The following is a 13,599-nucleotide window of genomic DNA, read 5'->3' as shown; positions in this document are numbered from 1 at the left end:
TCCCTGTGACACTGAAAGATGATCAGATTGTAAAAAAAATACTACAGGGTGAAACAGTATTCTTTGAAGAATTGGTATCTCGTTATCGGAAGCCGGTTTTTTCCATTTGTTATCGAATGGTTCGGCAACGGGAAGAATCGGAAGATTTGGCTCAGGAAGTATTTGTGAAAGCGTATCGTCACTTAAAACAATATAATCCGGAGCGAAAGTTTTCTTCCTGGATCTTAAAAATCGCTACCAATACGACTATTGATGCCTTGCGAAAAAAAAGACTGGAAACCATTCCTTTAGAAGAAGAAATTGAAACCCATCGAGAAGATGCCAGTGCGGAAAAAACGTTTTTGCAGCAGGAAGCCAGCCAGGAAATCGAAACGGCGATTGATCGGCTGCCTCAAGAATACCGCATTGTTGTTTTGTTGTATCATCAACAAGGAAAATCGTATCAAGACATTGCAGAAATCCTTGATATCCCCTTATCGATGGTAAAAAACCGCTTGTTTCGAGCCAGAAAAATTTTAAAAACGGAATTAAAAAAGTTGAAGGAGGAAATGATATGGACAACCAACCATTCGACCAAAACCCCATAGATGAACCTTTGGATGAGTTAGATGAATTAATGTGCCAACTTCCGCTATTAGATCCTTCAACGGACTTTAATCGACAGGTAATGAGTAGGATTGATTTAAATCTTTACCACAAAGAAAGGAAGGTGCTTCAAAAACACCATAGCGGTCATTTGCTGGTGATGATGGGAATGTTAATCATGATTCATGCGTTAACGATTGAAACAATTCAATGGCTGAGTCACCTGGTGGCGGCACGTTTACCACAGTTTACGGCGATGCATACAGCCATAAGGATTTACGAAACGATTATTGTGAGAATGATTCAGTACGTTCTGGCGCCCTGCCTGTTGGTGGTAGACCTGATATCCAGGCTTAGTCAGGATCATCAGCTATGGTATGCTTTTGGTGTGGTAAATCTGTTGTTATTATTGTTGCTGGTACATTTCTCTATTCAGAAAATGATGAAGGGTCCGCGGGAGGGAAGGCTATGAAAAAGTTTAGTTGGAAGACCATAAGCTTATTGGTATTTCTCACAGGGCTTCTCCTTCTTCCTGCCAATGCGGCAACAGAAACCATTGAACTAGGTCAACAAATTCAGTTTTTTAGTTCTGTTACGGTGGATCATAACGAAATAGTGAATGGAGATGTGGTTACTTTTTTTGGTCATACGGAAATTCGTGGACAGGTTAAAGGCGATGTTGTTGGTATTTTCAGCTCCATTGCCTTACAGGAAGGGCATGTGCAGGGAGACGTGGTATCTATTTTTCAATCCGTTGCATTAACCAGAGCCTCCGCTCAGGGGGATGTTATCTCCATTTTGGGAGGTGTGGAAGGAAAGGACCACTCTCATATTAGCGGAGATGCTATTGCCATTATGGGAAGCGGGTTACGACTGGAAGATACCACGGTTGAGGGAAGTCATATCGATGTCTTAGGGGGAATGCCTTTTCAGTTCAGTGGGATTGGGTTACTGGCTGCTTTATTGGCAATCATTTTTCTTATCAAACAGATCGTTGCTTTTATCTTAGGTGTGATTGCTATTCTTGTTTTTCCGGAGAGATTCGAGCGCATGGCCGAAGCTTCCTTCGATGAGGTAGGAAGGAAGACGTTGATAGGGCTGCTGGTTAATGCAGGAGCCTGGATTCTTATTCTAATTCTTGCGATATCAGTAGTGGGAGCACCCCTTATATCCGTAGTTATTCCAACCTTTATGTTGATGGAATTTGGCGCAAATACCACCGTTAAAATTGCTTTTGGTCGAAAAATAGCCAGAAGCCTTCATAAAGAATGGGGAAGTATGATTGAATTATTGATAGGAACACTTTTGTTTATACTGTTGGAAATAACGGTGATTGGAAAAGTCTTTACATTCTTATTTAAGTTAATGGGACTGGGACAGATCGTTGATTCCCGATTTGGAGATACTAACATTTCAAAAGGAAAAGGAGGAATGAGCATTGCACCTGGCGAAGGATAAAAGGCTTATATACCCACCGAAAGGCTGGATAACCCTGGGGATTGAAACCAGTTGTGATGAAACGGCAGTAAGCCTTGTGCAGGATGGAAGAAAGGTGTTGTCCAATATGATTGCGTCACAGATTCCGGAACATCGGAAATTTGGAGGCGTTGTGCCGGAGGTAGCCTCCAGATATCATTTGGAATGTATTCACCAGGTAGTGGAAGAGGCTCTGACAAAATCAGGAAAAACGTTGAAGGATATTCATCAGATAGCCGTAACCTATGGCCCGGGATTAGTAGGGGCTTTGCTGGTAGGAGTAGCTTATGGGAAGGCGATGGCCTACGCTCTGGAAGTGCCTCTTAACGGAGTTCATCATATTGAAGGACATTTGCAGGCGAATTTTATACAATACCCGGAATTGGAACCACCCTTACTGGCTTTAATTGTATCTGGTGGTCATACACATCTTATCAAAATGGAAACATACGGTCACTATGAAATTCTTGGAAAAACAAGAGATGATGCGGCAGGTGAAGCCTTTGACAAAATTTCAAGAGCTCTAGGGTTAGGCTATCCCGGCGGACCGTTTATCGATGAACAAGCCCAAAAGGGGAATCCGGAGGCAATCCTATTTCCAAGGGCATTGATGGAAGAGGATCATTATGATTTTAGTTTTAGTGGATTGAAATCAGCTGTTTTAAATTACTTAAACAGTTGTCGGATGAAAAACATAGAAGTTTCGATACCGGATGTGGCGGCCAGTTTTCAAAAAGCCGTAGTGGATGTGCTGGTAAAGAAAACTATGGCTTGTGCGAAAGATCAAGGATTATCTCAGATTCTGTTGTCTGGTGGTGTGGCGGCCAACAGTCTTTTAAGAAACAGCTTGCAAGAAGCTTGCAAGCTGCAAGGAAAGACCTTTTATGTACCAGAGATGTCCCTTTGTACCGACAATGCGGCAATGATTGCCTGTGCAGGATACCATGATTACTGCCTAGGTTACCGCTCTGGATGGGATCTGAACGCAAAAGCCAGCATTCCTATAGGCGAAAGACGTTAATCTTTTTTAGGAAGGATTAATCCAATAAGGACTCCCATTCCTTGTAAAGGGAATCTCTTGTAGCTTCCAGCTCCTGCCTTTTCTGGTGGAGCTTTTTGCTTTTCTCCGGATTTTGAAACACTTCCGGTAAACACATTGCTTCTTCTGTTTCTACAATAGCCGCCTCTACGGTTTCCAAGTCCTGTTCTAATTGGTCTAATGCCTTTTGATGAGATTTTGCCTGCATTCGCCGTTCTCGCTCTTTTTTTTTCTCCTGCTTACTTTGGGTTTTGGTGATGGCCGGCGATGGTAAAAGGTCTTCTTCGAGTTCCAATTGCTTTTTTTTCCTTAAATACTGATCGTAGTTCCCGAGATAAGTAGTGGCACCGGAAGGTGTCAGTTCTAATATTTTCGTAGCGATCTGATTCATAAAATAGCGATCGTGAGAGATGAAAAAGATGGTACCATCATATTGATTCAAAGCTACCTCTAAATTTTCTCTGGCAGGGATATCCAAATGGTTGGTGGGCTCATCTAACAGGAGTAAATTATGTGGAGAAAGCATGATTTTAAGCAAAGAAAGTCGGGCTTTTTCCCCACCGCTAAGAAGGTGTATTGGTTTGAAAACATCATCACCAAAAAAAAGTAAAGAGCCCAAACAGGTTCGTAAAAAAGAATCTTTTTGCTGAGGAAAACTCTCCTGCATCTCTTCCAGTACGGTCAGTTTTTCGTTGAGCTGCGTAAGTTCCTGGTGATAATAAGCCGGCTTTACCTGATGGCCGAACTGGATCGTTCCCCGAGTTGCTTCGGTGAGGTTCATCGCGATTCGAAACAAGGTGGTTTTTCCGATGCCGTTTGGTCCCACCAAAGCCATTCTGTCACCACGTTCCAGAGTAAAAGAAATATCTTGGAACAATGGGGAGTGACCGGGCCATTGTTTGCTCACCTCTTCAGCCGTTAGTACGTGGCGGCCGCTGCTTCTTTGTATTTGAAATTGTAGGGAAGAGAGCACCGGGGTGGCATGTTTTTTTGATTCGACTTCCATTTTGGATAACTTTTTTTCTCGACTGGCAGCACGTTTTGCCAGTTTCTCTGTTCCATGTTGCTTTAATTTGCGCACCAGATCTTCTTGCTGACGAACCTCTTTCATTTGACGAGTTCGTCGACGTTCCATAGATTCCAATAGAGCCGCTTTCTTTTTTAATGCAAGGCTATAGCTTCCGGTAAAGTCCATCAAATGGGTTTGATCAAGCTCCAATGTTCGGTCTGTTACCTGATCCAAAAAATAACGGTCATGTGAAATGATTAACAATGAGGAAGGGTGGGTTTTCAAAAATCCTTCTAACCATTGGACCGAATCAATGTCTAAATGATTGGTAGGTTCATCCAGTAAAATCAGGTTGGGCTTGCTCAATAATAGACGTGCTAAGGCTAATCTGGTTTTTTGGCCACCGCTGAGAAGCGATGCTTTCTGATAAAAGTCGTCACCATAAAAACCAAGGCCATTCAGAACCCCCCGAACTTCACTTCTGAAACCATAGCCATTTTGTGCTTCGAAATCTTCTGTAAGCAGGCTATACTCTTGCATAAGGAGTTCTAATTCTCTGCTTTTATGAGGGTCTGTTCCAAGGTTGCTCATTGTCGCCTCCATTTCACGCAGCTGAGACTCCATTTGTATTAGAGGCGTAAAAATAGAGATCAAATGATCAAAAACAGTTTCTTCAGGTTTGAAATGCAGCAGTTGATCTTGGCGTCCTAACTGAATATGATTGGGAATATGGATATTTCCACTATCAAAGGGTATTTCGCCAGCAATCATTTGAAAAAGTGTGGATTTGCCAGCACCGTTGGCTCCCACTAAACCGACTTTTTCTTTTTGCTGTATGGAAAAAGACACCTGATCCAGAATAAGATCAGTGCCAAAACTTTTGACTAGTTGATTGACAGATAAGATAATCATTTTTTGCTCCTTTTTGATGGATAAAAGTTAGTATTGGCAGAATTTTTGATTTGTTAAAAAAAAAACGTTTTTTTATGACTCCATTTATATTATAATAGACTATGAACATCCTGTCATCCCGAGATAAAGAGGTGAAAAAGTTGAAAAAAGATCACAAAGATGTGTCAATGGCCGTTATCAGAAGACTTCCAAAGTATCATAGACGGCTGAAAGAATTAATGGAAAAAGATGTGACAAGGATATCGTCTAAAGAGCTCAGCGGAATGATTGGGTTTACAGCTTCTCAAATTCGTCAGGACTTAAATTGTTTTGGTGGGTTCGGGCAACAGGGTTATGGGTACGATGTATCAGAACTTTACACGGAAATCAGCCGAATTTTAGGCTTGACAGAACACTATAACACCGTCATTGTTGGAGCTGGAAACTTAGGACAGGCAATCGCTAATTACTCGAACTTTGAAAAAAAGGGGTTTCATGTGTTGGCGCTGTTTGAAAAAAATCCAAGACTTATTGGATTGAAAATCCGAGACGTTCCGGTGCTGGACATTGATGAGCTAGAAGAATTTGCAAAAAACAAAAGCGTAGACATTGGTGTTATCTGTACAAACTCTGAAAATGCACAAGATGTAGCTGATCAGTTGGTTAAGTTGCCTGTCAAGGCGGTATGGAACTTTGCGCCGGTGGATATTATTCTTCCGGAAAACATTGTTCAGGAGAATGTTCATTTAAGCGATAGTCTGTTTGTTATTTCATATTTGCTGAAAATGCAAAGAGATGAACAACAAAATCCTTAATCTCCATTATGTTCTTGCTCGAATATCTCTGTATATTCGAGCTTTTTAGTGTGCTTAAAGAAATTTCTCGCAGACCTTCATTCGTGGTATAATATGATGAAAATCATACAGAGGGTCAGGGGTATCGTGATGAGAAATTATTATGTTCAAATTTATGAGTATATAGAAAAGCTGCTACATGCATTAATCATAGAAGATAAAAAAAGAAACTTTTCTGGAAAAAAATCTTTGCAAATACTGGACTTGATGTTAATGAGTTATATGGGCAAAGGAAAAGGGAGCAGTATTCAAAAGCTCATAACCGAAACTGGACTGAAACGGAACGATATCACGTCTGCTGTAAAGCGTTTGACTGAGCGAAAAATGATTTACAAAGCAGATTCTGATGAGGATAAACGAATCAAAGAACTGGTTTTAACAGAACAAGGAGAAGCCTTATTGCTGGAATATCGAAAACAGGAGCAAAGGGAGCTCTTTGAATTGTTAGATGAATTTACCTTCAATGAAGAAAAAGCAATTCTTAAATTTTTAGTTAAGGTGGATATGAAATATCGTGAAAAACAAAAAGGACAATAGATCATTAAAAACTCGGAGGTTGTCTAATGAAAGTGATTTTTTTAATTGGAAGCAGTGGGACTGGTAAAAGCTATCAAGCAATGAGTCTGGCAAGTCAACGGGATATTCGATATCTTATTGATGATGGGCTGCTCATCAGAGAAAATAAAATTCTAGCAGGAAAATCAGCAAAGCGAGAAGCATCACGATTGGGGGCTGTTAGGAGAGCTTTGTTTATGGATCGGCAGCATCGGCAGAAAGTAATAGAAACCCTGGAAAAAGAAAAGCCTGAATCGATTATGGTGTTGGGCACTTCTCGGAAAATGGTGGATATTATCAGCGAGCATCTATCTCTTGGTGAACCGGAGACTGTCCTATGGTTAGAGGATTTAGTAAGCCGTGAAGAGATAGAACTTGCAAAAAAGATAAGAAGGCAGGAAGGGAAGCATGTCATTCCCGTTCCTGCCCTGCAATTAAAGAAAGATTTTTCAGGATACTTCCTTAATCCTATTAAGGCTCTCCGGAGTCTTGGAAAAGAGAGCGGATCACCGGAGCATTACAAGTCAGTTGTACGACCTACCTTCAGCTATAAGGGGAATTATACAATATCCGACGGAGTGATCCGAAGTTTGGTGCATTATAGTTTCAACCAGTTTTCGGAAGTACAGCCCGTAGGTAGAACCTTTGTTCAAAATTCGGCCACGGGGCTGGAAATTCAATTGGAGGTTAGGGTTGTTTATGGAGTCTCCATTCCTAAAACCTTACAAAAACTCCAACAAAGTATTATCGATGAAGTAGAAGGCATGACTTCGCTGCATATAGATCAGGTGATGATTCATGTGCGAAAATTTCAATCATGATTCGTTTTTTTACGCCGTTGCTTAAACTGCTGACAGGCTTCGCCTGTAGATTCAAATACTAGCTGAGAAGGCAGCTTGGAAGTTTTGAACCCAAAGAAAGTGCAAGCTCTGGGATGTTTAGGATTCCATGTGATCTTAAAGTAGCGACAATTAAGACAATTAACCCTTTTCATAGGAAACCTCCATAAATGCTGAACAAATGTTTTTTAATAAAGTGGATTTCGCTTTAGAAACTGTCCCCAACCTTTTTCGCCCACAAATTTTTCGTTATCGTAAATTAATTTTCCGCGAGAGAATGTCTTGATAGGATACCCGGAAAATTCAACACCGTCCCAAATAGTGTGATCGACATTAGAATGCATTTTTTCGGGTTTTACTACAAAGGTTTTTTCTGGGTCATAAACGACCAGATCGGCATCGCTGCCGATGGCAATCGTGCCCTTTTGAGGTGCACAGCCAAAAAGATGCGCTGGGTTACTGGAACACACTTCCACTACTTTGTTGAAAGATAGTCTACCTTTATTCGCTTCACTAAGCATATAAGGATACATATTTTCGATTCCCATAACGCCATTAGGAATTTTTGTATAATCTTCTAAGCCGGCCGCCTTTTCATGGGACTGGAAAGGGCTATGGTCCGTAGCAACAATTGAAATATCCCCACGTTTAATGCCGTCCCATAAAGCATCCTGACTTTCTGGTCCTTTAATAGGTGGCGAACAAACATAGTTTTGAGCCCCTTCATATTTATAAACTTCATTGGTGAAGTAGAGATAATGTGGGCATGTTTCTGCCAGAATATCATAACCTTCATTGCGTGCTCTTGATATTTCGTCTAAACCTTCTTTGCAAGCTAAATGTGGGATATATAAAGGTGTGTTGAAGGAAGTAGCCCAGTAAACAGCACGTTTCACAGCTTCTGTTTCAACGTATTCCTGACGACTTTGGTAATGGTACCATGGATGCCCTTTTCCTTCGGCTAAAAATTCCTCCGTATGCATATTAATAATATAAGGGTTTTCAGCATGTACCGCCATCCGAGCACCTAACTCCTTGGCTAGGATCATGGCTTTGACAAAAGTGCCGTCATCTGTCATAAGATGCTCCTTGCTGTAAATCATAAAAATTTTGAATTGATTGACTCCAAAATCCACAGCTTCTTTAAATTCTTTCAGTATTTCAGGGGTGACATTGGTAAGAGAAACATTAAAGGAATAATCAATATAAGACCCTTTTTCGAAAAGGTCATTTCTTTTGCGAATGGTTTCCATCATGCTTTCTCCCGGTTGTTGAATAACATAGTCAAAAATGGTGGTTGTTCCACCGCAGGCAGCTGCACAAGTACCGGATGCACAGTCATCAGCAGCCTGAATATTATTTAACGGCATTCCAAGATGCGTATTACTATCAATGGCGCCAGGGAGAATCAGTTTTCCGGACGCATCGACGATTTCTGCATCTGAGTGTCTGAGAACCTTGCCGATTAAAACTACCTTGCCATCCTTTATGCCCACGTCGGCTGCATAAGTGTCTTTAGCGGTCACAATTGTTCCGTTCTTGATGATTAAATCCATCAGAAGAACCTCCTTAGTGTTTTATAAAGTTTGATAAAAATTGGTTTTACATATTATATCATACACTTTCAAAAAGTGTCTTAAACAGATAGAGTTGTGGCTTGAAAAATTAAGTTGTCAGGGAATCGTATTTTTCATATAATAGAAATGCAGGCAAAAGGAGGGGAAGGTTTTTGAAAGCAAATAAACTGACAGCCATTATTGCGTCGGTGCTGTTTATCAGTTTTTTAATAAATGGATTCTTATACCGGGAAGTACAAAAACAAGAACATCATTTAGAAGTTGTCCGCCAGATGACATCTGAAAATATTGAACGGATCACCAGGCATAGCATCAGACAGATGGATTTACTGTTAGAAAGCGAATCGCCGGAATCATTAATGAGGCTACAGTGGGGACTGGAAGAACTAGCTTCTGCCTTCCAGCAATGGGTGATGCTGAATGAAAGAGAGGATCAACCGAATAAGCGCCTTCAGGAAGGGCTTGAAGGAATAGAGGCTTTACGAAATGTCATCATGAATCATTTAGACCGCCAATATCAAAATCAGAAGGAACAGCTTAGTTACTACGACAGGGAAATGTTGGAAAAAATGCAGGATCAATTACAGCGTTTTCTAATGATTTACCATAACATCGAAGGACGGCTGGACAAGTTGGTGGATCCGAGCCGATCGGATGGAGGACTTGGGCAGATTTCGGAGCAAATACAGGAAATAGCGGTTCTTTATCGCCATAGCGCTACCCCGAACTACCATCCGGAATATATGGAGATAGAAGAAGCTGTTGAAATAGCATGGGATGCTATGGCTTTTCTGGAACCTGTTGAAATTGTTCCGGAACAGGAAACGGTCTTCATTCGGAATGGAATTCATGCTTATAGAATGATTTTGCGACAAGAGAATGGAAAGGAAAGTAGAATTGAAATTGATGCTCAAAATGGACGCATCAGAGGATTTCAGACATTAATGCCTTCGCCGGGAGAGGTTCACCTTACGATGGAAGAAGCAATGGAAACAGCCCTTCGCTATATAGACTATGAAGGCGAGTTTAGTAAAGAAGTTTACTTTCAACCGGTTAATGGAACGACAGAAGAACCTTTTTATGCCTTCTTATTTGCTCCATTAAGGGATGACATTGAGATTATCAGTGATGCCTATCGTGTTCAGGTGTCGGCTGTGGATGGTCGGTTACTACAATTACAAAATGGCTACTGCCGTACCCAAGTGCCAACCACACCGGTGGTTATCACGCGACAGGACATTAGAAAGCAGTGGACAAGTGAGCTTGGGATGATGACATATAACGGTTTAAGTGTTGTAAGGTCTTTTGATACCCACTACGCCCCAAAATTAGTGCATAGTTTTCGGGTGACAAAAGGTGGTCAACGAACCATGGTGTACTTTGACGTAATGAATGGAAACTTGATCCATGAGTCTATTCATATCTACGATCCGATGCTTTTATAGCAAAACCTAAAACAACACATGATTACCTGACATGATTACCTGGTACCAGAAAAGAGAAGGGAAGATGCCTAATGTTGGGCACCATTATCAATAGTGTGGCTATTCTTATTGGCGGCACCGTAGGATTGTTATTACGAAAAGGCATTTCTGAAAGATTTAAGCAAACTGTGATGCAGGGGCTGGGCTTATCTGTTTTTGTGATCGGTGTATCAGGAGCGCTGAAAACAGAAAACATGCTGGTAGTCATTTTTTCCATTGTCTTTGGTGGTATTATGGGGGAAGCCTTAGAAATTGAGGAGAAACTAGAGGTGCTGGGGCGATGGATGGAAAAAAGAGTGGGAAAAGGAGAAGGCTTAGTGGCAAAAGGGTTTGTGACGACTAGCTTGATTTATTGTGTAGGAGCAATGGCTATTGTCGGAGCTCTTGAAAGTGGGATGACAGGAAATCACGAGACCCTATATGCAAAATCTCTGTTAGATGGAGTATCTTCTGTGATTTTTGCATCAACCCTGGGGCTAGGAGTATTGCTTTCATCTGTGAGTGTGTTTATTTACCAAGGCTTAATTACTATCGCCGCTGGGAGTCTGGCAGATTTGCTGACCGAGGCGGTTGTCATAGAAATGTCGGCGGTAGGCGGTTTGCTTATCATCGGAATTTCGATGAATATTTTAGAAATTAAAAAAGTACCTGTAGGTAATCTGCTTCCAGCCGTCTTTATCCCTGTTTTTTATCCGTTGGTGCAACCTGCTGCCCAATATTTTCTACAAATAATAGAAGTTTTTTTATAGGAAAGGCCCTTTTGGTTCCAGACTCCTTGTCGATAAGAGACAAGGAGTTTTTTGGTTATCTAAACAAAAAGAAAGGAAATGGAAGAAAAATGAAGTAAAACAAAGTTATATGAATTTATTTTAGAAAAAAGAGGAAAAATAATTAGTATTTGCCAAAAAATAACCTTGCATCCTTATTCGGTTTTCTATATGATAGTAGTGTGTTAGCACTCGATGACGGTGAGTGCTAACAATACAATGTCAATAATTATCTTGAAATAGGAAAAGGAGGAAGTATCAGGTATGGAAATTAAACCATTAGGAGATCGAGTTGTTATTAAGAAACTAGAGGCAGAAGAAAAAACAAAAAGCGGTATCGTTTTACCGGGAAGTGCTAAAGAGCAGCCACAAATGGCAGAAGTAATGGCAGTAGGACCAGGTGGCATGGTAGAAGGTAAAGAAGTGAAAATGGAATTAAAAAAAGGTGACAAAGTTATTTTTTCAAAGTACTCCGGAACAGAAGTGAAACTTGACGGTGAAGAAGTTACTATTTTAAGACAAAGTGAAGTATTAGCGATTGTTGAGTAAATTGATCATATCGAGATATTAAAATCATCAAGGAGGGTATTAAAACATGGCAAAAGATATTAAATTTAGTGAAAATGCACGACGCGCTTTGGAAAGTGGTGTGAACCAGCTGGCGGACACCATTAAAATTACATTAGGTCCAAAAGGAAGAAACGTTGTTATAGATAAAAAATTTGGTTCTCCTCTGATTACTAACGATGGAGTGACAATAGCAAGAGAAATAGAGCTGGAAGATGCGTTTGAAAACATGGGAGCGCAATTGGTGAAAGAGGTAGCGACCAAAACCAATGATGTTGCCGGAGACGGTACAACAACCGCCACTTTGTTAGCTCAAGCAATTGTTCGGGAAGGACTTAAAAATGTTGCGGCTGGTGCTAATCCAATGATTTTGAAAAAAGGTATTTATAAAGCGGTTGAAAAATCAGTGGAAGAACTGAAAAATATTTCCTTACCAGTCGAAGGAAAAGAGTCGATTGCTCAGGTTGGAGCTATTTCAGCGGCGGATGAAGAAATTGGTTCCTTAATTGCCGATGCAATGGATAAGGTTGGTAAAGATGGTGTTATTACCGTTGAAGAATCTAAATCAATGGGAACTACCTTAGACATGGTTGAAGGAATGCAGTTTGATCGTGGGTACCTTTCTCCTTACATGGTAACCGATTCTGAAAAAATGGAAGCTGTATACAGTGATCCGTATATTCTTATTACAGACAAGAAAATCTCTAATGTACAAGAAATACTACCATTGTTAGAAAAAATTGTTCAACAAGGAAGAAAACTGGTTATTATCGCTGAAGATATCGAAGGGGAAGCGCTTGCTACGTTAGTGGTGAACAAGCTAAGAGGAACTTTTGAGTGCGTAGCGGTTAAAGCACCAGGTTTTGGAGACAGAAGAAAAGCGATGCTAGAAGACATTGCGGCATTAACTGGAGGACAAGTTATTTCTGAAGAACTTGGCTTTGAGTTGAAAAATGCTGATATTGATATGTTAGGTTCAGCAAGAACTGTTAAAGTTGACAAAGAAAACACGACTGTTGTTGAAGGTAATGGAGATCAAGCGAAAATTCAAGAAAGAATCTCTCAAATCAAAACACAAATTGAAGATACCACATCAGATTTTGATAAAGAAAAATTACAAGAAAGATTAGCGAAATTATCTGGTGGAGTTGCTGTAATTCAAGTAGGTGCTGCGACTGAAACAGAGCTGAAAGAAAGAAAACTTCGTATCGAAGATGCGTTAAATGCAACTCGTGCAGCTGTGGAAGAAGGTATTGTTGCCGGTGGTGGTACGGCTCTTGTAAATGTAGTACCAGCCTTGGGCGAACTAGTAGACACCCTGGAAGGCGACGAAAAAACTGGTGCGGCAATTGTGAAGCGAGCATTAGAAGAGCCACTACGACAAATTGCTGAAAATGCAGGCCTTGAAGGTTCTGTTATTGTTGAGAAAGTAATGCATTCTGAGAAAAACCACGGTTTTGATGCATTGAACGAAAAATATGTTGATATGATTCAGGCAGGTATTGTAGATCCGATGAAAGTAACAAGAAGTGCATTGCAAAATGCAGGATCCATTTCAGCGATGCTACTAACAACAGAAAGTGCTGTTGTAGATATTAAAGAAGAAGAACCAGCTGCTGGCGGTATGGGCGGCATGGGAGGAGGCATGGGCGGCGGAATGCCCATGATGTAATCCTCCTGTAAAAGGAATAGCAAGTGATAGGGCAGTCATGAAAATGACTGTCCTTTTATCAAAAAAATATTATTTTTTAACTTGCAAAACATTCACTCTTTTGCTATAATGATACTACAAGGAGAGCTACTCCTTCCTTGAATCCTCTCGCAGACGCATTGGTTATGCAGGTACTGAGTTTGGAAGTGTGAAAGAAAAGTTTGGAAGAAGTGGATTTCCAAAGTAGTTGAGTAGTTGAGTAGTTGAGTAGTTGAGTAGTTGAGTAGTTGAGTAGTTGAGTAGTT

The 13,599-nt window shown here is 40.6% G+C and carries 14 protein-coding genes; 11 read left to right on the top strand and 3 right to left on the bottom strand.

Going from position 1 to position 13,599, the window contains the following annotated elements:
- Positions 1 to 5 precede the first annotated feature (5 nt).
- Genes BLV55_RS04610 through tsaD form a run of 4 tightly spaced genes read left to right on the top strand, consistent with a single transcriptional unit; the run spans position 6 to position 3,082 of the window.
- A complete protein-coding gene (locus BLV55_RS04610) occupies positions 6 to 587 on the top strand; it encodes an RNA polymerase sigma factor (RefSeq protein ID WP_176968260.1) in 582 nt (193 codons plus the stop codon).
- Positions 554 to 1,057: a hypothetical protein gene (locus tag BLV55_RS04605; protein ID WP_093311712.1), complete on the top strand. Its 504-nt coding sequence runs from the start codon at positions 554 to 556 to the stop codon at positions 1,055 to 1,057. Before BLV55_RS04610 ends, BLV55_RS04605 begins: the two co-directional genes overlap by 34 nt.
- On the top strand, positions 1,054 to 2,043 hold the full coding sequence (locus BLV55_RS04600; protein WP_093311711.1) for a hypothetical protein: 990 nt from the start codon (positions 1,054 to 1,056) through the stop codon (positions 2,041 to 2,043). Before BLV55_RS04605 ends, BLV55_RS04600 begins: the two co-directional genes overlap by 4 nt.
- Positions 2,024 to 3,082, top strand: coding sequence for a tRNA (adenosine(37)-N6)-threonylcarbamoyltransferase complex transferase subunit TsaD (tsaD, locus tag BLV55_RS04595; protein ID WP_242870033.1), 1,059 nt, complete (start codon positions 2,024 to 2,026; stop codon positions 3,080 to 3,082). Before BLV55_RS04600 ends, tsaD begins: the two co-directional genes overlap by 20 nt.
- Positions 3,083 to 3,098: 16 nt before the next feature.
- On the opposite strand, the gene BLV55_RS04590 is transcribed toward tsaD, so the two are convergent.
- On the bottom strand, positions 3,099 to 5,021 hold the full coding sequence (locus BLV55_RS04590; RefSeq protein WP_093311709.1) for an ABC transporter ATP-binding protein: 1,923 nt from the start codon (positions 5,019 to 5,021) through the stop codon (positions 3,099 to 3,101).
- Positions 5,022 to 5,161: 140 nt separating this feature from the next.
- Between BLV55_RS04590 and BLV55_RS04585 the strand changes: the two genes are divergently transcribed.
- From BLV55_RS04585 to BLV55_RS04575, 3 genes are all read left to right on the top strand, one after another.
- Positions 5,162 to 5,815 carry a redox-sensing transcriptional repressor Rex gene (locus tag BLV55_RS04585; protein ID WP_278279996.1) on the top strand — a complete coding sequence of 218 codons (654 nt, stop codon included), beginning with the start codon at positions 5,162 to 5,164 and terminating at the stop codon, positions 5,813 to 5,815.
- Between the two features lie 129 nt (positions 5,816 to 5,944).
- A complete protein-coding gene (locus BLV55_RS04580) occupies positions 5,945 to 6,391 on the top strand; it encodes a MarR family winged helix-turn-helix transcriptional regulator (RefSeq protein ID WP_093311705.1) in 447 nt (148 codons plus the stop codon).
- A gap of 26 nt (positions 6,392 to 6,417) precedes the next feature.
- Positions 6,418 to 7,230, top strand: coding sequence for an Asp23/Gls24 family envelope stress response protein (locus BLV55_RS04575; RefSeq protein WP_093311704.1), 813 nt, complete (start codon positions 6,418 to 6,420; stop codon positions 7,228 to 7,230).
- Here the strand turns inward: BLV55_RS04575 and BLV55_RS04570 are convergent.
- Positions 7,221 to 7,403: a hypothetical protein gene (locus tag BLV55_RS04570; protein ID WP_093311701.1), complete on the bottom strand. Its 183-nt coding sequence runs from the start codon at positions 7,401 to 7,403 to the stop codon at positions 7,221 to 7,223. The two genes, BLV55_RS04575 and BLV55_RS04570, sit on opposite strands and share 10 nt — an antisense overlap.
- 33 nt (positions 7,404 to 7,436) lie before the next feature.
- Positions 7,437 to 8,804 (bottom strand): dihydropyrimidinase, encoded by a 1,368-nt coding sequence (hydA, locus tag BLV55_RS04565; RefSeq protein ID WP_093311699.1) that lies wholly within the window; start codon positions 8,802 to 8,804, stop codon positions 7,437 to 7,439.
- A 173-nt stretch (positions 8,805 to 8,977) separates the two neighbouring features.
- Here hydA and BLV55_RS04560 point away from each other — a divergent pair, with 173 nt between their 5' ends.
- From BLV55_RS04560 to groL, 4 genes are all read left to right on the top strand, one after another.
- A complete protein-coding gene (locus BLV55_RS04560; protein ID WP_093311696.1) occupies positions 8,978 to 10,270 on the top strand; it encodes a hypothetical protein in 1,293 nt (430 codons plus the stop codon).
- A gap of 71 nt (positions 10,271 to 10,341) precedes the next feature.
- Complete coding sequence (locus tag BLV55_RS04555) at positions 10,342 to 11,058, top strand: DUF554 domain-containing protein (protein WP_093311694.1); 717 nt, start codon at positions 10,342 to 10,344, stop codon at positions 11,056 to 11,058.
- 282 nt (positions 11,059 to 11,340) lie between these two features.
- A complete protein-coding gene (locus BLV55_RS04550; RefSeq protein WP_093311691.1) occupies positions 11,341 to 11,625 on the top strand; it encodes a co-chaperone GroES in 285 nt (94 codons plus the stop codon).
- Positions 11,626 to 11,671: 46 nt separating this feature from the next.
- Entirely contained in the window at positions 11,672 to 13,315 is a 1,644-nt protein-coding gene (groL, locus tag BLV55_RS04545; RefSeq protein ID WP_093311689.1) for a chaperonin GroEL, read from the top strand.
- Positions 13,316 to 13,599 lie beyond the last annotated feature (284 nt).

The sequence above is a fragment of the Tindallia californiensis genome, from assembly GCF_900107405.1.
GTDB classification, from domain to species: Bacteria; Bacillota; Clostridia; order Peptostreptococcales; family Tindalliaceae; genus Tindallia; species Tindallia californiensis.
The sequence above is the reverse complement of the archived record's forward strand: the minus strand, read 5'-3'. Positions and strand labels throughout refer to the sequence as shown.

Bases quoted from the DNA above. Each gene is read 5' to 3' on its own strand.
- BLV55_RS04605 (WP_093311712.1), top strand. From the start codon at position 554: ATGGACAACCAACCATTCGACCAAAACCCCATAGATGAACCTTTGGAT.
- BLV55_RS04600 (WP_093311711.1), top strand. From the start codon at position 1,054: ATGAAAAAGTTTAGTTGGAAGACCATAAGCTTATTGGTATTTCTCACA.
- BLV55_RS04590 (WP_093311709.1), bottom strand. From the start codon at position 5,021: ATGATTATCTTATCTGTCAATCAACTAGTCAAAAGTTTTGGCACTGAT.
- BLV55_RS04580 (WP_093311705.1), top strand. From the start codon at position 5,945: ATGAGAAATTATTATGTTCAAATTTATGAGTATATAGAAAAGCTGCTA.
- BLV55_RS04575 (WP_093311704.1), top strand. From the start codon at position 6,418: ATGAAAGTGATTTTTTTAATTGGAAGCAGTGGGACTGGTAAAAGCTAT.
- BLV55_RS04570 (WP_093311701.1), bottom strand. From the start codon at position 7,403: ATGAAAAGGGTTAATTGTCTTAATTGTCGCTACTTTAAGATCACATGG.
- hydA (WP_093311699.1), bottom strand. From the start codon at position 8,804: ATGGATTTAATCATCAAGAACGGAACAATTGTGACCGCTAAAGACACT.
- BLV55_RS04555 (WP_093311694.1), top strand. From the start codon at position 10,342: ATGTTGGGCACCATTATCAATAGTGTGGCTATTCTTATTGGCGGCACC.
- BLV55_RS04550 (WP_093311691.1), top strand. From the start codon at position 11,341: ATGGAAATTAAACCATTAGGAGATCGAGTTGTTATTAAGAAACTAGAG.
- groL (WP_093311689.1), top strand. From the start codon at position 11,672: ATGGCAAAAGATATTAAATTTAGTGAAAATGCACGACGCGCTTTGGAA.